Source organism: Alcaligenes sp. GW821-FHT11D07 (genome assembly GCF_058808495.1).
In genome coordinates this window covers 367,696-384,443 of sequence record NZ_JBXART010000002.1, presented here as the reverse complement: position 1 = coordinate 384,443, position 16,748 = coordinate 367,696, and the positions used below count along the sequence as shown (strand labels likewise).

The 16,748-nt window shown below is 56.0% G+C and carries 15 protein-coding genes and 1 tRNA gene; 7 read left to right on the top strand and 9 right to left on the bottom strand.

Annotation, left to right across the window (positions count from 1 at the left end):
• Window positions 1-45: 45 nt before the first annotated feature.
• The 6 genes from AC1RSM_RS10365 to AC1RSM_RS10340 form a co-directional block, all read right to left on the bottom strand.
• Window positions 46-645 carry a 50S ribosomal protein L25/general stress protein Ctc gene (locus AC1RSM_RS10365; protein WP_492932193.1) on the bottom strand — a complete coding sequence of 200 codons (600 nt, stop codon included), beginning with the start codon at window positions 643-645 and terminating at the stop codon, window positions 46-48.
• Window positions 646-739: 94 nt separating this feature from the next.
• A complete protein-coding gene (locus tag AC1RSM_RS10360; RefSeq protein ID WP_162496912.1) occupies window positions 740-1,690 on the bottom strand; it encodes a ribose-phosphate pyrophosphokinase in 951 nt (316 codons plus the stop codon).
• 105 nt (window positions 1,691-1,795) lie between these two features.
• Window positions 1,796-1,872, bottom strand: a tRNA-Gln gene (locus AC1RSM_RS10355).
• A 5-nt stretch (window positions 1,873-1,877) separates the two neighbouring features.
• Window positions 1,878-2,816: a 4-(cytidine 5'-diphospho)-2-C-methyl-D-erythritol kinase gene (gene ispE, locus AC1RSM_RS10350; RefSeq protein WP_492932190.1), complete on the bottom strand. Its 939-nt coding sequence runs from the start codon at window positions 2,814-2,816 to the stop codon at window positions 1,878-1,880.
• A 20-nt stretch (window positions 2,817-2,836) separates the two neighbouring features.
• Window positions 2,837-3,433 (bottom strand): outer membrane lipoprotein LolB, encoded by a 597-nt coding sequence (locus AC1RSM_RS10345; RefSeq protein WP_492932188.1) that lies wholly within the window; start codon window positions 3,431-3,433, stop codon window positions 2,837-2,839.
• Window positions 3,430-5,175: a tetratricopeptide repeat protein gene (locus AC1RSM_RS10340; protein ID WP_492932186.1), complete on the bottom strand. Its 1,746-nt coding sequence runs from the start codon at window positions 5,173-5,175 to the stop codon at window positions 3,430-3,432. Before AC1RSM_RS10340 ends, AC1RSM_RS10345 begins: the two co-directional genes overlap by 4 nt.
• Window positions 5,176-5,297: 122 nt before the next feature.
• Here AC1RSM_RS10340 and mutM point away from each other — a divergent pair, with 122 nt between their 5' ends.
• The 6 genes from mutM (at window position 5,298) to fahA (ending at window position 11,780) form a co-directional block, all read left to right on the top strand.
• Window positions 5,298-6,125, top strand: a complete 828-nt coding sequence (mutM, locus tag AC1RSM_RS10335; protein ID WP_492932184.1) for a bifunctional DNA-formamidopyrimidine glycosylase/DNA-(apurinic or apyrimidinic site) lyase — start codon at window positions 5,298-5,300, stop codon at window positions 6,123-6,125.
• Between the two features lie 161 nt (window positions 6,126-6,286).
• Window positions 6,287-7,243 (top strand): MBL fold metallo-hydrolase, encoded by a 957-nt coding sequence (locus AC1RSM_RS10330; RefSeq protein ID WP_492932182.1) that lies wholly within the window; start codon window positions 6,287-6,289, stop codon window positions 7,241-7,243.
• 24 nt (window positions 7,244-7,267) lie between these two features.
• Window positions 7,268-8,941: an FAD-dependent oxidoreductase gene (locus tag AC1RSM_RS10325; protein ID WP_492932180.1), complete on the top strand. Its 1,674-nt coding sequence runs from the start codon at window positions 7,268-7,270 to the stop codon at window positions 8,939-8,941.
• The gene (locus AC1RSM_RS10320) at window positions 8,929-9,138 is read left to right on the top strand and encodes a DUF2783 domain-containing protein (RefSeq protein ID WP_492932178.1); all 210 of its coding nucleotides are present in this window, start codon (window positions 8,929-8,931) and stop codon (window positions 9,136-9,138) included. The genes AC1RSM_RS10325 and AC1RSM_RS10320 overlap by 13 nt, the downstream gene beginning before the upstream one ends.
• Window positions 9,139-9,153: 15 nt before the next feature.
• Window positions 9,154-10,458, top strand: a complete 1,305-nt coding sequence (gene hmgA / locus AC1RSM_RS10315; RefSeq protein WP_492932176.1) for a homogentisate 1,2-dioxygenase — start codon at window positions 9,154-9,156, stop codon at window positions 10,456-10,458.
• A complete protein-coding gene (fahA, locus tag AC1RSM_RS10310) occupies window positions 10,455-11,780 on the top strand; it encodes a fumarylacetoacetase (RefSeq protein ID WP_492932174.1) in 1,326 nt (441 codons plus the stop codon). Before hmgA ends, fahA begins: the two co-directional genes overlap by 4 nt.
• Window positions 11,781-11,901: 121 nt before the next feature.
• Here fahA and AC1RSM_RS10305 read toward each other — a convergent pair whose 3' ends face one another.
• Together AC1RSM_RS10305 and AC1RSM_RS10300 are read right to left on the bottom strand one after the other, a co-directional pair.
• Window positions 11,902-12,585, bottom strand: coding sequence for a phosphatase PAP2 family protein (locus AC1RSM_RS10305; RefSeq protein WP_492932172.1), 684 nt, complete (start codon window positions 12,583-12,585; stop codon window positions 11,902-11,904).
• A gap of 21 nt (window positions 12,586-12,606) precedes the next feature.
• On the bottom strand, window positions 12,607-14,022 hold the full coding sequence (locus AC1RSM_RS10300; RefSeq protein ID WP_492932170.1) for an FAD-binding oxidoreductase: 1,416 nt from the start codon (window positions 14,020-14,022) through the stop codon (window positions 12,607-12,609).
• Window positions 14,023-14,161: 139 nt separating this feature from the next.
• Between AC1RSM_RS10300 and AC1RSM_RS10295 the strand changes: the two genes are divergently transcribed.
• Window positions 14,162-15,550 carry a phosphomannomutase/phosphoglucomutase gene (locus AC1RSM_RS10295; RefSeq protein WP_492932168.1) on the top strand — a complete coding sequence of 463 codons (1,389 nt, stop codon included), beginning with the start codon at window positions 14,162-14,164 and terminating at the stop codon, window positions 15,548-15,550.
• An 81-nt stretch (window positions 15,551-15,631) separates the two neighbouring features.
• Here the strand turns inward: AC1RSM_RS10295 and AC1RSM_RS10290 are convergent, their stop codons facing one another.
• Entirely contained in the window at window positions 15,632-16,747 is a 1,116-nt protein-coding gene (locus tag AC1RSM_RS10290; protein WP_492932969.1) for a glycosyltransferase family 4 protein, read from the bottom strand.
• Window position 16,748 lies beyond the last annotated feature (1 nt).

The window sequence follows — 16,748 nt, the reverse complement described above, 5'->3', positions numbered from 1 at the left end:
GATTCGCCAAGCTAGCAGCTGGCCAAAGCCAGCCGACAATCTTGATTACTCGGCGCTTTCTTCTGTTTCTTCCGAAGCAGCTGCACCACCGCCAACTGGCAAAGCAGCAGCCAGCAGAGGGTTGGTATCGTTGCCAGCGTAAGTAACGCCCAGTGGCAGCTTGATGCTTTCCAGGTGCAGGTTAGCGTTGGCAGTCATACCGCCCAGATCCACAGTGATGGATGCTGGCAGGTTGCCTGGCAAGCAAGTGATTTCCAGATCGGTCAAGATGTGGCTGATAACCTGGCTGCTCAGTTTCACAGCAGGCGACACATCACCGTTTTCAAAGTTCAAAGGAACTTTGGTGGTGATAGCCTGGGAAGCCAGAACGCGCTGGAAATCAACGTGCAGAACTTGCTGCTTGTACGGGTGCCACTGAACCGAGCGCAACAGCACTTTTTCAGCTTTACCGTCCAGTTCCATCGTCAGGATGGAAGCGTGGAAGGCTTCTTTGCGCAGGTTGTGGTAGGTCTCGTTGTGATCCAGAGAGATCACGACGGGCTGTTCTTCGCCACCGTAAACAATAGCAGGAACTTGGCCAGCGTGACGCAGGCGGCGGCTCGCACTCGTACCTTGTACATCACGCGACGTAGCGGTGAATTTCATGGGAACTCCATATTGCAGGGTCTTGCGACCACTGCGAAAGCGGTAGTGAACTACCTAGTTGACGTGCGCCGCGACCAGCGCACGCTAAAGAAACTTAATCGCTGAACAGGGAGCTGACCGATTCGGCATTGGAAATACGCAAGATGGTCTCGCCCAACAATGCCGCACAGGACAGTTGGCGAATCTTGCTGCATTCACGTGCCTTGGCGGACAAAGGAATCGTGTCCGTCACAACCAGCTCGTTCAATTGGGAATGCGTAATACGTTCGATGGCTTCACCCGACAGAACAGGGTGAGTACAGTAGGCGTAAACCGCCTTGGCACCACGTTCTTTCAAGGCTTCGGCCGCTTTGCACAGCGTACCGGCCGTATCCACCATGTCATCCATCAAGATGCAGGTGCGTCCATTGACGTCACCAATGATGTTCATGACTTCAGAGACGTTGGCGCGGGGGCGGCGCTTGTCGATAATGGCCAGATCCACTTCCAGTTGCTTGGCCAGTGCACGTGCGCGCACCACACCGCCGATGTCAGGCGAGACCACGACCATGTCCTGGTAGTTACAGCGCCAGATATCGCCCAGCAAAATGGGGGAAGCGTAGATATTATCGACAGGGATATCGAAGAAACCCTGGATTTGGTCTGCGTGCAGATCCATCATCATGACGCGATCAACACCGACCACTTGCAACATATTGGCCACGACCTTGGCAGAGATAGACACACGCGCCGAACGGGGGCGTCGATCCTGGCGGGCATAGCCAAAGTATGGAATGGCAGCAGTGATGCGGCCGGCCGAAGCGCGGCGCAAGGCATCAACCATCACCATGATTTCCATCAGATTGTCGTTGGTGGGAGCGCAGGTGGGCTGGAGAACAAAAACATCGCGACCGCGGACGTTTTCGTTAATTTCGACCATGGCTTCCCCGTCAGAGAAGCGACCCACCGTCATTTTCCCCAGCGACATATCAAGGTGGTTGACGACATCGACAGCAAGGCGAGGATTAGCCGTGCCGGTGAAGATCATGAATCGGTCTTGTGCCATGATGGGAGATAGATTTTTGATGCAGGAAAAGCAAAGCTGTTGATCGAACCCCCTACAAGGAAACGACTCAACAGCTTTACATTATCGCAGGCTAGGCCTGAAAGGTGGCTGGGGAAGAAGGATTCGAACCTTCGCATGCTGGAATCAAAATCCAGTGCCTTAACCAGCTTGGCGATTCCCCAAAAACTTACTTGATCCAGTAGCGTAGTGGATGATCTTGCAATCCAGAACAAACCCAAGTTTGTTCGACCAGCAATTTACCACCATTTGATTCTGCGCTACCAGAAAAATCTATTTTACTGCTATTTCGATCAATTTCAAGCTGACCGTTTATGGCACTTTGTTTGTTTCTGCACTCAACAAACAAACAAGAACCTGAGCCCGTCATTCTAGCATTCAATTTTAAACTTTGCAAACCCTGTTTCAAAATATTTAAATCAGGATAAAGTTTGAACGCTACTGACTCCAGATTGTTTCTGCCAAAATAAGGATTGCTGTCCTTGGCTTGCCAGAATTTTTCTTGCCAATCAGTAAAGAACGTTATTTTGATGGGTTTCTCGTCTCGTGTCAAGCATTCAGACGTAAATATTTTCCCGGTGGAGATGAATTGCGGGGGGCGAATAATGATGTAGTCCCGTGGCGGCATCGCTATGGCTTGAAGCTGCTCACCCACTCCTTCGGCAAAAGCGGCCTGCCCGAACACAAAAACCGGCACATCGGCGCCCAAGGGCAAAGCAATATCCATCAAAGTCTGGCGGCTCAAACCTAAATCCCAAAGGCGGTTCAGGGCAATCAAGGTGGTGGCAGCATCACTGGAGCCGCCCCCCATGCCCGCACCCGACGGAATGTGCTTGATACAGGAGATATCCACGCCTCGGCGCGAGCCTGTTGCCTGCTGCAATGCGCGAGCCGCTTTAATTACCAAGTCTTGCTCAGGCTCCACATCGCTTAAGGTGCTGTGTACACGACGGATTTGTCCGTCGCTACGTGGCACAAAGCTCAGGTAATCGTTCAGATCAACAAAACGAAATGCAGTTTGCAGGAAATGGTAGCCATCCTCGCGGCGGCCCGTAACGTGCAAAAACAGATTGATCTTGGCCGGAGCCGGGACATCGTAGAGCGCCATTACACCAACCTGCTCAAACTTTACTGATCCACAACCAGACGCACACTAATAGAGCGGCTGGACTCGTGACGGTTCAGTTGCAATAGACGCGGCCCTTGCTCGTCATAACGCGACAGCGTGACACGCCAGCCAGCCTGCTCAAAGCTGCTCAAATGTTGCTGCTCATCCAGACGCTGCTTCTGAACATCCGAGCCCCCGGTCCGGCCATGCAACCAATCGCGCAAACCAGCAACGGGAACCGGACTACCTAATACTTGCTCAACCAGGGCATCGGGATTCGAAGCGACTTCCTGGCTGCCATCAGTGCGTTCCAGGACAGCCTGCCCTGGCAAGACCCAGACTCGCGCCAAGGTATTGCCCAAGGGATTGCTCAAATCCAGCATCAGGTTACGGCCATCATCTTTCCAGGAGAAACCACCCTGTACCGCTTCCACTTTCGAACTGGAATGCGTGACGCTCAAGGCAAAGCGGCCTGAACGCGTCAACGTGGAATCTGCCTTGCCGGCTTCGCTTAACCCCCCCTGCTCCGGTTTGGGGGGAGTCGCGCAAGCACTGAGCAAGGCGATCAAGGCCAAAGCCCCGACTCGGAATCCAATACGCTGTCTCAAGCTACTCATGGCAGCGGCACTCCCAGACGCTTGATGGTTTCATTCAAGGTGCGATTCTCTGCGTCTTTGCTCAAGCCTGCGCGAAATACCAGTAAAGCATCATCGCGACGGCCTTTTACCCAAAGGACTTCACCCAAGTGAGCGGCCACATCGGCTTCGGGCAAACGCTCGTAAGAACGCTGCAAATACTCCAAGGCCGCTTGCAAGTCACCAATACGGAACAGGTACCAACCCACACTATCCAGAATATAAGGATTGTCAGGCTCCAGCTCCATGGCGCGTTCCAGCAAATCCTGCGCCTCGTCCATGCGGCGGTTCTGATCAGCGTAGGTATAGCCCAAAGCGTTATAGGCATTAGCATGGTCAGGACGCAGCTCAATCACACGGCGCATCAAGGTTTCAAACTGCTCGTGCTTGGCGCGCTGCTCGTACAACATGGCCAGGTTGTATTTGATCTCGGCGCTATCAGGCAACTCGCGGTCAGCACGTTCCAATGCCTCCAGCGCCTGATCGGTGCGGCCACTGTCCTGGTAGATGGAGGAATAGGTCAACGCCACCACCACCTGCTCACTCATATCACGTGGGCGGGAGTTTTCTAGTGTGCGGCGCGCCTGCGGCAAATTACCTTGGCGGGCCTGCAAAACCGCTTTATGAATTTGCGCCTGAAAGCGCAGGGCGGGCTCTTCAATCAGATCCAGCTGACGAATGGCCTCGTTCATATTGCCCTGTGCTTCGGCAATCTGTACTAAAGAAAGGCGCGCTTCAGAAATGCTGGCCAGAGCCGTATTGACGGCATCGTTCAAAGATTGGCGGCGCTGCTGCTGCACGGCAATGTATTGCTCCAGCAATTGGCGGGCCTGCTCGAACTCCCGGGCGCGGATATGAATTTCGGCCTGGGTATAGAGCAGATCGAAGTCTTCGGGGTTAGCGCGCTGCAAGGCGGTGACAATTGCCTGAGCCTCATCAAACTGCTGGCGCTCTACCAAGCGGTTAGCCAACAAAAGTTGAAGCTTGCGACTATCTGGATTGGCACGCACAAAAACCCGCGCACTTTGCAGGGCAGCGGAAGGATCAATCTTGATACCGTATTCCAGCACACGCTGCGCCGCAGCTTCAGAATGAGGGTCCAGCTTCAGGGCCTCACGAGCCTCGCGGTCCGCACGGGCCATGTCGCCCGCACTCCAGGCCGTATCTGCCAAGGCCAGACGAGCAATAGGCAAGGAGCGCACGGGTTGCTGCAAGGCCTTGTCCAATACTTCCAGTGCCAGGCGACGGTCCACCATTTTGCTGACCATGCTCATGGCCTGCACAACAGCTTGTTCTTTATCCTGGGCACGAGAGATACGCAGCCACAAGGCATCAGCCAAGCCTTCGGTCTGACCGCTGGAGGCTTCCAGTGCCAGGGCGGTGGCTTTGGCTTCGGGATCGTTCGGAGCCAGCAAGGCCCACTCTTTAGCTGCACGCAGGGCGCGGGCTAAATCGCGATCCGCCATGGCATAGTGGAAAGCGTTTTGAGCCAGACGCGGATCGCTGGTATCGCGCGCCAAAGCCAGAAAAGTCTGGCTGGCAATATCGAACTCGCCACGCGAGGCGGCCACTTCCGCCACCAGGATGCGATAAAGAATATCCGGGGTCAGGCCAACCAAGGGCAATTGCCCGCTGCGCAGACGTATTGTGTCAGCAGGCGGCTCCGCCTTCAGTATGGGAAGTGAGGGTTGTGCTTGCACCGAAACCGCTGCAAGCAACGACATCAGGCCCAGCTTTAGTGCTAAGGTCAGAGCATTCATCCAGAAAAACCCGTGCCCTGATACGCGCGATAAAACGCCCGATGGCACAATAAAGGAATCAGATTTGTTGATGGTATCACCCCCCCATGCCTGAACTGCCAGAAGTTGAAACAACTCGTCGCGGAATTGCGACGGTTATCCAGGGAAAAATTGTCCGGCAATTCCTGGTCCACGAACCACGCCTGCGCTGGCCTGTGCCAGCCTTGCTGCCCGAATGGATCGAAGGGCAAGCCGTTCAAAACTGCACGCGTCGCGGTAAATACTTGTTGTTGCATTTTGAACAAGGCGTGCAGATCATCCACTTGGGCATGTCTGGTTCTTTGCGTCGTGTGGCCCTGGATGAAGAACGCCGTAAACACGATCATGCGGAATGGCTGTTTGACCAGGCCCGCTTCCTGCTGCACGACCCACGACGTTTCGGTGCGATATTATGGCACGCCCATAGGGACGGGCCGCTGGAAAACCACCTCCTGCTCCGTACTTTAGGCATAGAACCTTTTGACCCTTTATTTACGCCGGAATATCTGCACCGGCATTTACAGGGACGGCGGCTGGCCATCAAACAGGCTTTGCTCAGTGGCAAGATTGTGGTGGGCGTAGGCAATATCTACGCCTCGGAATCCTTGTTCCTGGCCGGCATTCATCCCGAATTACCTGCTGGCGAGCTCTCTTTGCACCGTAGTGAAAAACTGCACGCAGCGATCTTGAGTACCCTGCAAGCCGCCCTGGACTCCGGTGGCAGCACCCTGCGCGATTACGTGAATGCCAGTGGCGAGCCAGGCGCGTATTTTGATATTCACGCCAATGTTTATGAACGGCTCGGTAAACCCTGCCCACGCTGCCAACAGCCTATCAAACGGATAGTCCAAGGCCAGCGCGCTACCTATTACTGCTCGCGCTGCCAGCGCCGCTAATCCCCTCCCCCTTTCTCTATAGCACCTGATGCCAGTCCTGGCAGGCAGGTGCTCGCCTGCGTGTTCTGATCCTGCCTGCCCTATTCAGGTATTCACCTATATCTAATCAATTCGCCATAAACTAATCTGACGCCATCCCTATCCATTGTGGAGTCATTTTCATGAGCAAAACCTTCGCCTCGCACAACGACCTGGAAGACAAAGTCGTTTCCTTTGAAAAACTGTCCGATAACGCCTACGCCTACACAGCTGAAGGTGATCCAAACACGGGCATCATCATTGGTGACGAAGCCATTATGGTGATCGACACCCAGGCCACCCCTGTGATGGCAGAAGACGTCATTCGTCGCATTCGCGAAGTCAGCGACAAGCCCATCAAATACATCTTGCTGTCCCACTACCACGCCGTGCGCGTGCTGGGCGCAGCGGCCTATGACGCTCAGGAAATCCTGGCCAGCCGCGACACTTACGACCTGATCGTTGAACGCGGCGAGCAAGACAAAGCCAGCGAAATTGGCCGCTTTCCGCGCCTGTTCCGCAACGTGGAATCCATTCCGCCAGGCTTGACCTGGCCCACCATGACCTTTGAAGGTCACATGACGGTTGACCTGGGCAATCTGGAAGTGCATTTGATGCAAGTGGGTCGTGGCCACACCAAAGGTGACACCATTGCCTGGCTGCCCAAGCAAAAAATCCTGTTCGCGGGTGACTTGGTTGAATACCAATCCACCCCTTACGCCGGTGACTGCTACTTTCGCGAATGGCCCCGCACACTGGATCGTCTGGGCGAATTCAAAGCCGAACAAATGGTGCCTGGCCGCGGCCCCGCACTGAAAAATGCCACCGAAGTCAGCCAGGCGTTGGCGGGAACCCGTGCCTTCCTGACAGATCTGTACTCTAGCGTGCAGCAAGGCGCTGTGGCCGGTAAAGACCTGAAGACCATTTACCGCGAAACGTATGAATTCATGAAACCCCGCTACGCAGATTGGGTCATCTTTGATCACTGCATGCCTTTTGACGTATCCCGTGCCTACGACGAAGTGAACGGCTACGAAGACCCACGCATCTGGACCGCCGAGCGCGATCTGGAAATGTGGAAGCAACTCGAAGGCCAGTAAGACGCACGACCAGGGAGAGAAAAAATGGGAGACATTGATTACCAGACCCTGGAGCTGACGCAAGCACCTGCACCGGCCAGCCACGCTCGCCACCCCCTTGTGGTGGTGGGTGCTGGCCCGGTCGGGCTGACTTTGGCCCTGGACCTGGCGGCCAAAGGCCAACGGGTCGTGATTCTGGACGATGACACCAGTCTGTCCAAAGGATCACGGGCCATCTGCTTTGCCAAGCGAACCCTGGATATCTGGGACCGATTGGGCGTGGGTTCACGCATGATGGAAAAAGGCGTGTCCTGGAACGTGGGCAAGGTATTTTTCCGCAACCAGGAAGTCTGGAGCTTTAACCTGCGGCCCGAAGAAGGCCACCAGCGCCCTGCCTTTATTAACTTGCAGCAGTATTACTGCGAGGGCTATCTGTACGAAGCGGTGTGCGCACAGCCCTTGATTGAGCTGCGCTCCGGCCATAAAGTCCATCACGTCGACAACAAGCCCGATGGCGTACATCTGGAAGTACACACCCAGCATGGCAACTACACGCTGGACGCTGAATGGCTGCTGGCCTGCGACGGTTCGCGCTCGGCCATCCGCCGCGCCTTGGGTGAAAACAGCAGTGGCCGCGTATTCAAAGACCGTTTCCTGATTGCAGACGTGCGCATGCAGGCCGATTTCCCGGCAGAGCGCTGGTTCTGGTTTGACCCGCCCTTCCACCCGAATCAGTCCGTGCTGCTGCACAGTCAGCCAGACAACGTCTGGCGCATCGACTTCCAGCTAGGCTGGGATGCCGATCCGGTTGAAGCCGTAAAGCCAGAAAACGTCCTGCCACGCATACGTGCCTTATTAGGGGCCGACGCCCCCTTTGAACTGGAGTGGGTCAGTATTTACACCTTCGCCTGCGAACGCATGGAACGCTTCCGTCATGGCCGCATTCTGTTTGCTGGCGATTCGGCCCATCGAGTTTCGCCCTTTGGCGCACGCGGTGCCAACAGCGGCATTCAAGATGCCGACAATTTGGCTTGGAAGCTGAATCTGGTGTTGAAATCACAGGCTCCCGATAGCCTGCTGGACAGCTATAGCCATGAGCGCGAGCTGGCTGCGGACGAGAACATTCGCCACTCCAGCCGTTCCACCGATTTCATTACACCGAAAAGCGAGGTCAGCCGCCTGTTCCGGGATGCTGCCTTGATTCTGGCGCGCCGCCATGCGTTCGCCCGTGTGCTGGTCAATAGCGGGCGTCTGTCTTTGCCTAGCGCCTATCCCGACAGCCCGCTGAACACAGCCGATGAGCAGGAGTTTGCAGCACGGGCGACTCCACTGGGTGCGTGCGTGCCGGACGCCCCTGTCGAACAAAACGGCCAGGAGAGCTGGTGGCTGGCTCAGTTGGGCAATGCTTTTACGCTGCTGGAGTTTGGCGAAGGCCAAGCCCGTAATCTGGACGCGGTAGAAGAACTGCTTGCTCAAGGATCTTTGATACGAGTACGCGTCTGGCCTGCCGGCACCCAGCCTGAACAAGCTCAAGGCGGTGTCATCGATAGCCAGGACCTGCTTCGCCAACGCTACGACGCACAGCCCGGCACGTGCTACCTGATTCGCCCCGACCATCATTTGTGCGCCCGTTGGCGTCAGTTGGATGGGAAAGCTGTCCAAACCGCCTTACAGAAAGCCTGTGGCCATTTCCTGGAGAATGCTTCATGTCTACACTGAATACAGATGTTCCCCTGGAACGGGCCGATGACTTTTATGAAATGCTGATCGATGCCCACCAAGGCTTGAGTACCGCCCAAAGCCATGCAATGAATGCGGCTTTGGTGCTCTTGCTGTGCAATCATGTCGGCTCGCTGGACGTGATCAAGCAAGCCTTGGATGCCGCCCGCCAGACCTGCCTGGAGCAGGCTGCCTGAAATTGGAGACCCACAATGAGCTCTTTGAATTATCAGATTGGTTTTGGTAACGCTTTTGCCACCGAGGCCCTGCCCGGTGCGCTGCCCATTGGACGCAATTCGCCGCAAAAGTGCCCGTATGGCTTGTATGCCGAGCAATTGTCCGGCACGGCCTTTACCGCGCCCCGGGCCGACAACCGCCGCTCCTGGCTGTACCGCATTCGCCCCAGCGCCAAACAAGGCGCTTTCGAGGCATTTACGGGTGCACCTCATTGGAACGAGGACTTTGGCCAAGGTCCGACCAACCCTAACCGTTTGCGCTGGAGTCCGCTGAGTCTGCCCAGCGCCCCCACGGACTTTTTGGCGGGTGTTCATACCTGGGCGGGTAACGGCAGCAGCGACTCGCAAACAGGCATCGCCATCCATCTGTACGCCATCAACCAATCCATGGGACGGCGCGTGTTCTACAACGCGGATGCCGAAATGATGTTCGTTCCTGAACAAGGCCGTCTGCGCCTGGTCAGCGAACTGGGCGTGATGGAAATCGAGCCTTGCGAGATCGCCGTCATGCCACGCGGCGTGCGCTTCAAAGTGGAACTACTGGATGACACCTCTCGCGGCTATTTGCTGGAGAACTTCGGTGCGCCGCTTCGTTTGCCGGAACTGGGCCCGATCGGCTCCAACGGTTTGGCTAACGCCCGCGACTTCAAAACGCCGGTGGCCTGGTACGAGGATATTAATGAGCCTCATGAACTGGTCACCAAATTCACGGGGGGCTTCTGGGTAGCACAGCTGACACACTCGCCCTTGGATGTGGTGGCCTGGCATGGCACCCACGCCCCCTATAAATACGATTTGCGCGACTTCAATGTGATCGGCTCCATCAGCTACGATCACCCTGATCCCTGCATTTTCAGCGTACTGACCTCTCCGTCGGATACGCCCGGCACAGCCAATCTGGACTTCGCCATCTTCCCACCTCGGGTGCTGGCCATGGAAAACACCTTCCGTCCCCCCTGGTTCCACCGCAACTTCGCCAGCGAATTCATGGGCCTGATTCAGGGCGTGTACGATGCCAAAGCAGACGGCTTTGCACCGGGCGGCTCCAGCCTGCACAATTGCATGAGCCCGCACGGCCCCGATGCCAGCACCTTTGACAAGGCCAGCAGCGCGGATCTGAGCAAGGCGGACTACCTGCGCGGTACGATGGCCTTTATGTTCGAGACCCGCAAAGTCATACGCCCTTCGCCTCAAGCCTTGCAAAGCGGCAGCCTGCAGGCCAACTACGATGCCGTCTGGGACGGACTGGAAAAACACTTCTCTACGGAACAAAAGGCATGACCCGCACCTATCTGAATGACACTCACGACCCTCAGCTGCAAAGCTGGGTGCCCGGCGCCAATGAAGCCGATAACGGCTTTCCCATCCAGAACCTGCCCTTTGCCGTGGCCCGTCGCCGTGACAGTCAGGAAGACTTTCGTGTCATGGTGGCCATTGGCCCCTATGCGCTGGACCTGGGCCTATTGGCCTGCGATACGCCCTGGAGCGGGAAAGCGGCTGAAGCCCTGGCTACCTGCGTCAAACCGGCGCTAAACCCCTTGATGGCTTTAGGTCAGGAATACTGGAGTGCGCTACGCGCTGCGTTGTCGCAGGATTTGCGCCAAGGCTCTTCTGCCGAGTCGCGCCTGCGTCCCATGCTGATTGAACGTAGCCAGCTGGAATACGCCTTGCCTGCGCAGATTGGCGACTACACGGACTTCTACATTTCCGTGCACCACGCCACCGCCATCGGCAAACAATTCCGTCCGGACGCCCCCCTGCTGCCCAACTACAAATGGGTGCCGATTGGCTACCACGGCCGTGCATCCAGCATTGGCGTATCCGGGCAGCAGTTTCCCCGCCCCGTAGGGCAGACTCGCCCGCCGGAAGGTCAGGAAGAGCCCAATTTTGGCCCCTGCGAACGCCTGGACTTTGAATTGGAGATGGGCATTCTGATTGGCACAGGCAACCAGGCCGGTCGCCGCATTCCTATCGGTCAAGCCAATGAGCACGTATTTGGTCTGTGCATTTTCAATGACTGGTCTGCACGCGATCTGCAAGCTTGGGAATATCAGCCCTTGGGCCCCTTTTTGGCCAAGAACTTTGCTTCCACAATTTCGCCCTGGGTGGTGACACTGGAAGCCTTGGCCCCGTTCCGTCGTCCATTCAGCCGTCCCGAGTCTGATCCTCAGCCCCTGCCTTATCTACAGGATCAAGCCAATCAGGACAGCGGCGTGCTGGACGTGGAACTGGAGGTGTACTTGAGCACCGAGCAATCCCGTCAACAACAGAAAGACCCTGCCCTGCTCTCGCGCAGCAACTTCAAAGAAGCCTACTGGACCGTGGCCCAACTGGTGGCCCACCACAGCGTCAACGGCTGCAATCTGCAAACGGGCGATTTGTTGGGTACCGGCACCTTGTCCGGTCCAGCTAAAGGCCAGGAAGGCTCGCTGCTGGAGATGAACCAGGGCGGCAAAAACCCCATTGACCTGCCTTGGGGTGAACAGCGCAAATTTCTGGAAGATCAGGACGAAATCATTCTGAAAGCGCAGTGCCGCCAGGAAGGCTACCCAACCCTGTCCTTTGGTGAATGTGCTGGCCGCGTATTGCCTGCCGTGCTCTAAATCAGACGGGACACAGACCCGAAAGGATCTGAAAACGAAACACCCCAAAATCTGGAGTTGTACTCCGACTTTGGGGTGTTTCTATTTCATCAAGTCCCTACGGACAAAGGCAAGCCGCTTATCAGGGCAATTGCTTATGCCTGGCCCAAGTCCACAGCGCATAAAACAATACGCAACCATACAAGCCTAATACCGCTCCTGAGGCCAATACCTGGCTTAAGAAATGATAGCCCTGCATGATGCGCAAAAACCCAAACAGCAAACCAGCGCTAATGCCCAGTACAAAACCCCATGCTGCCAATTTGCGGCAACTGATAAAGACGCCCACAAAAAACAGCGACAGCAACACAAAACCCGATGCCGCATGAGCGCTAGGCAAAGCATTGCCAGCTTCAGCCCAGGAGTTGGCCCAAAAGTAAGTGGGCATGGATTCCACGCCACCAAAGCTCATTAAATTAAAGGGCCGGGGCATCGCAGTTAAATGCTTAAGCACCCCGACCAGCAAAGGCCCGCTGCCCATATACACCGCCGCCCCCGCCCAAGCCAATTGATGGCGTGACCCTTTGGGCTGCCGCCAGGCCACGATCGCCCAGACCAACGCACCACCAAAAGGGACAAACCACACCAGCCTGCGCCCGAACAGATCGACAAAAGGCTGTAGGCGCCAAGGGAAGTCCTGCGCTTGGGGGTCATAAAAATAGGCGCTCAGCGACATGTCCGTCGCTGAGCCCAGCGTCAAGGACGCTGCTATTCCCAAAACAATAAAAAAAACGGCACTGGCAACGATATAGGGGCGAAAGAACATCTAAATACCAAATAACTTCTATTAATCAGGCAAAACCTTACCGGGGTTCATGATCCCCAAGGGGTCCAGCGCAAGCTTGATTTGCTTCATCAAACTCAAGGAAACGGGATCTTTATAGCGTGGCAAAAGCTGGCGCTTGAGCTGCCCAACGCCGTGCTCGGCACTGATAGAACCATGGAAACGATGCACGCTGTCATGTACCAATGCGTAGATCTCGTCCTGATGCTTTAACAGCTCATCTTCCGTAAAGGCCGTACCACGTGCCACGTTGTAGTGCAGATTGCCATCGCCCAAGTGTCCAAAGGTCACGTTCTCCAAGCCTGGGAAGGCTTCCTGCAAAGCCTGGTCAGTTTCATGCACGAATTGCGACATCACCGACACAGGCAGGGACACGTCATGCTTGATGCTTTTGCCATAGGCTTTTTCGGCCAGCGGAATGCTCTCACGCAAATGCCAGAGTGCTTTGCTTTGTGCGATGGTCTCGGCAATCACGGCGTCCTGCACCAGATCTTGTTCCAGCGCCTGCCCAATCACCGTTTCAAAGCGCTCACGGGCATGTTCCAAGCTTTCGCTATCCGACAGCTCCAGCAAGGCGTACCAAGGAGCCTTTTCAGCAGGACCCTGGAAAGGCATACGCTGATCGGGGTAGCAATGCAGCACCGCTTGCAGGCAGTTGCCCGCAATCAGTTCAAAGCCGGTCAAGGACGCTGCCAAGCCCTGACGGGACAAGGCCAACACTTGTACGGCATCTTCAATCGTATTCAAGGCCAGCAAGGCGGTGCAAGCTGCCACCGGCTGAGGGTACAACTTGATGGTCGCGGCGGTGATGATGCCTAAAGTGCCTTCGCTGCCAATAAACAGATTACGCAGGTCGTAGCCCGTATTGTCCTTACGCAGACCCAGCAAACCATGCATGATTTCGCCTTGGGCCGTTACCACTTCCAGGCCTAAAGTCAGATCACGAGCATTGCCATAACGCAGAACCTGCGTGCCGCCCGCATTGGTGGCCAGGTTGCCGCCAATCGTGCAACTGCCCTCTGCCGCCAGGCTCAAGGGAAACAGGCGCTGATGATCACGCGCAGCCTGCTGCACATTTTGCAAAATGCAGCCCGCCTCCACCACCATAGTGTCGTTATCGATATCGACGCTGCGGATCTTGTTCAAGCGCTCCAACGACAGCACCAGTGCTGTTGCACTGTTATCCGGGGTTGCGCCACCGCACAGACCGGTATTGCCACCTTGCGGGACGATAGGCACCCGGTGCTCTGCACACAAACGCACCACCTGGGCCACCTCTTCCGTGGTCGCTGGCCGCGCAACCGCCAGAGCCGTACCGGTATAGCGTCCACGCCAATCCTCCAGGTACTGCTGCATGGATTGCCCTGTCAGCACATGTTGCTGACCAATACGCTGTTCAAGTTCATTCAGAAAAGTCATGACCCAAGCCACTCAATAAAAACAATCAGGCGCTTTTGCTGTCGCGCGAAAGCTAATAAACCTGCTCAATGGTAACTCACGAAAGCCGGCCACATTCGAGCTAAACTGGTTTCTTTGTTTAACTGCCTTAGGACTTGCTGTGGCCCCTATTTATGCCCTACCGGACGCTGTTTTCAAAGCCTACGATATTCGCGGCACCGTTCCTGAACAATTAAATCCTGATTTTGCGTACCAGCTAGGCCTGGCCCTGGCGGCCAGTGCTCGCGAACAAGAGGTGCAAACGCTGGTGGTTGGCTACGATGGCCGACACAGTAGCCCTGGCCTGTCCCAGGCCTTACAGAAAGGCATTCAGGCGGGCGGTGTCAATACCGTTGATCTGGGCATGGTGCCCACCCCCGTCGTTTACTTTGCCGCCAATGTGCTGGAAACAGGTTCGGGCGTCGCCATTACAGGCAGCCACAACCCGCCCAACTACAACGGCTTCAAGATGATGATGGCCGGCAAAACCCTGCACGGCAGCGATATCCAGGCCTTAAAGCAGCGCATCTTGAATGGTTTGGAAGCTGTGGATCAGCCCGGTACAGGCCGAAAAATTGATATTCTGGACCAATACGTCAGCACCATTGCCGAGCGTGTGAAGCTGTCACGCCCCATGAAAATTGCCCTGGATTGCGGCAATGGCGTAGGTGGTGTGGTGGCAGCTCGCCTGTTCAAGGCTTTGGGCTGCGAAGTGGACATGCTGTTTGAAGACGTTGATGGCAATTTCCCCAACCACCATCCCGATCCAGCCGAACCGCACAACCTGCAAGACCTGATCGCCCATGTTCAAAGCACCGACTGCGAAGTGGGTTTGGCCTTTGACGGCGATGCTGACCGTCTGGGTGTGGTGACCCGCTCCGGTCAAATCATCTGGCCAGACCGCCAACTGATTTTGTACGCACGCGATATTTTGCAGCGAAAGCCCGGTTCCACCATTATTTTTGACGTGAAGTGCAGCCGCCACGTAGCACTGGAAATTGCCAAGGCGGGTGGTCAGCCCTTGATGTGGCAGACCGGACACTCGCTGATCAAGGCCAAGCTGGCTGAAACAGGTGCCCCGCTGGCTGGCGAGATGAGCGGCCACGTGTTCTTCAAAGAAGCTTGGTACGGTTTTGATGATGGCTTGTACACCGGTGCCCGTCTGCTGGCGATTCTGTCGCGTGGCGATGACCCCACCGCCCAGCTGGAGGCCTTGCCGCAAGACTTGTCCACGCCGGAGCTCAAGCTGCCCTTGGCTGAAGGTGAACCCCACACCTTGATCGCCCGCCTGCAACAAGAAGGTCGTTTCCCCAGCGCCGACAGCCTGAACACTATTGATGGCGTGCGTGCCGAATATCCGGACGGCTTTGGCCTGGCCCGTGCTTCCAACACCACGCCGGTAATTGTGCTGCGCTTTGAAGCCCAGTCTCAAGAAGCGTTGGATCGCATTCAGGGCGAATTCCGTGCTGCCTTGCTGGCTCTAAAACCCGACGCTGAATTACCGTTCTAAGCCTAAGCAAACAAAAAAGGGCACGGATTGAAATCCGTGCCCTTTTTTATTGATAGCTAGCAAAACAAGCAGCTAGTCAATTTATTGACTCAGATACTGGTACAGATCCAGATGCGCTTCACTAATGCGGCCAATATCAAAGGCTTCTTCGGCTAGACGGCGGCCTTCAGAACCCATGGTTTGACGTCGAACAGCGTCTTCACCCAGCTCCATCACCGCCTTGGCCAGAGCCTGTGCATTACGCACGGGGACCAGCAGGCCGGTGACGCCCGGTTCAATCGCATCACGGCAACCAGGCACATCAGTCGTGACAACAGCGCGTCCACAAGCCGCCGCTTCCACCAATGATTTAGGCAAACCTTCGCGGTAGGACGGCAAGACCGCGATATGGGACTGCGTATATAAATTGGCAATATCACTACGCTCGCCCAAGCACTCCACCACTCCCTGCTTTTGCCAGTTCTGCCATTCCTGATCGCTAATGCTGGCCGGATTACCAGGGTCCGGGCTACCCGCCAGCACCCATTTCACCGGGCTGCCCTGAGCGGCGCTGATCCGTGCCGCTTCCACAAACTCGCGCACGCCCTTGTCCACCAATAAACGCGACACCATCAAGGCCACGGGTGGGCCCTCTGGTTCAGGCAAGGCTTGGAATTGGTTCAAATCAACACCGGAGCCGCGAATCATGACGCACTGCTCGCGCTTGACGACGCGATCTTCCAGCAAGACATCGCGATCATTCGTATTTTGAAAAATCACCCGGCTATTGGGATGACCCAAAGCCAGTTTATAGAGCAGCAAGGCAGTCCAGCGCACCGGGTCTACAGACTTATCACGCTGAGTAAAGACATAGCCCAAACCAGATACCGCAGCCAGAAAGCCCGGTACCCCGGCTAGACGAGCGGCAATGCCACCGTACAGCACCGGCTTGATGGTCACGGCATGAACCAGCTCGGGGCGCTCACGGCGAAACAAACGCCACAATGCCCAGATGGTGCGCAACTCCTGCAAGGGATTGGTGCCACTGCGAGTCATGGGCAAAGCATGGTGCTGCAAGCCATTACGTTCGATCTCGGCAACTGCCGGGCCATCCATCGTGGCCACATGCACATCGTAACCATCACGCTGGGCAGCTAAAGCCAGGGGCAAGCGGTGAGACAGGAAAAAAGCGGGATTATTGACCACAAACATCAGCATT

Bases quoted from the DNA above. Each gene is read 5' to 3' on its own strand.
- AC1RSM_RS10365 (WP_492932193.1), bottom strand. From the start codon at position 645: ATGAAATTCACCGCTACGTCGCGTGATGTACAAGGTACGAGTGCGAGC.
- AC1RSM_RS10360 (WP_162496912.1), bottom strand. From the start codon at position 1,690: ATGGCACAAGACCGATTCATGATCTTCACCGGCACGGCTAATCCTCGC.
- ispE (WP_492932190.1), bottom strand. From the start codon at position 2,816: ATGGCGCTCTACGATGTCCCGGCTCCGGCCAAGATCAATCTGTTTTTG.
- AC1RSM_RS10345 (WP_492932188.1), bottom strand. From the start codon at position 3,433: ATGAGTAGCTTGAGACAGCGTATTGGATTCCGAGTCGGGGCTTTGGCC.
- AC1RSM_RS10340 (WP_492932186.1), bottom strand. From the start codon at position 5,175: ATGTCGTTGCTTGCAGCGGTTTCGGTGCAAGCACAACCCTCACTTCCC.
- mutM (WP_492932184.1), top strand. From the start codon at position 5,298: ATGCCTGAACTGCCAGAAGTTGAAACAACTCGTCGCGGAATTGCGACG.
- AC1RSM_RS10330 (WP_492932182.1), top strand. From the start codon at position 6,287: ATGAGCAAAACCTTCGCCTCGCACAACGACCTGGAAGACAAAGTCGTT.
- AC1RSM_RS10325 (WP_492932180.1), top strand. From the start codon at position 7,268: ATGGGAGACATTGATTACCAGACCCTGGAGCTGACGCAAGCACCTGCA.
- AC1RSM_RS10320 (WP_492932178.1), top strand. From the start codon at position 8,929: ATGTCTACACTGAATACAGATGTTCCCCTGGAACGGGCCGATGACTTT.
- hmgA (WP_492932176.1), top strand. From the start codon at position 9,154: ATGAGCTCTTTGAATTATCAGATTGGTTTTGGTAACGCTTTTGCCACC.
- fahA (WP_492932174.1), top strand. From the start codon at position 10,455: ATGACCCGCACCTATCTGAATGACACTCACGACCCTCAGCTGCAAAGC.
- AC1RSM_RS10305 (WP_492932172.1), bottom strand. From the start codon at position 12,585: ATGTTCTTTCGCCCCTATATCGTTGCCAGTGCCGTTTTTTTTATTGTT.
- AC1RSM_RS10300 (WP_492932170.1), bottom strand. From the start codon at position 14,022: ATGACTTTTCTGAATGAACTTGAACAGCGTATTGGTCAGCAACATGTG.
- AC1RSM_RS10290 (WP_492932969.1), bottom strand. From the start codon at position 16,747: ATGCTGATGTTTGTGGTCAATAATCCCGCTTTTTTCCTGTCTCACCGC.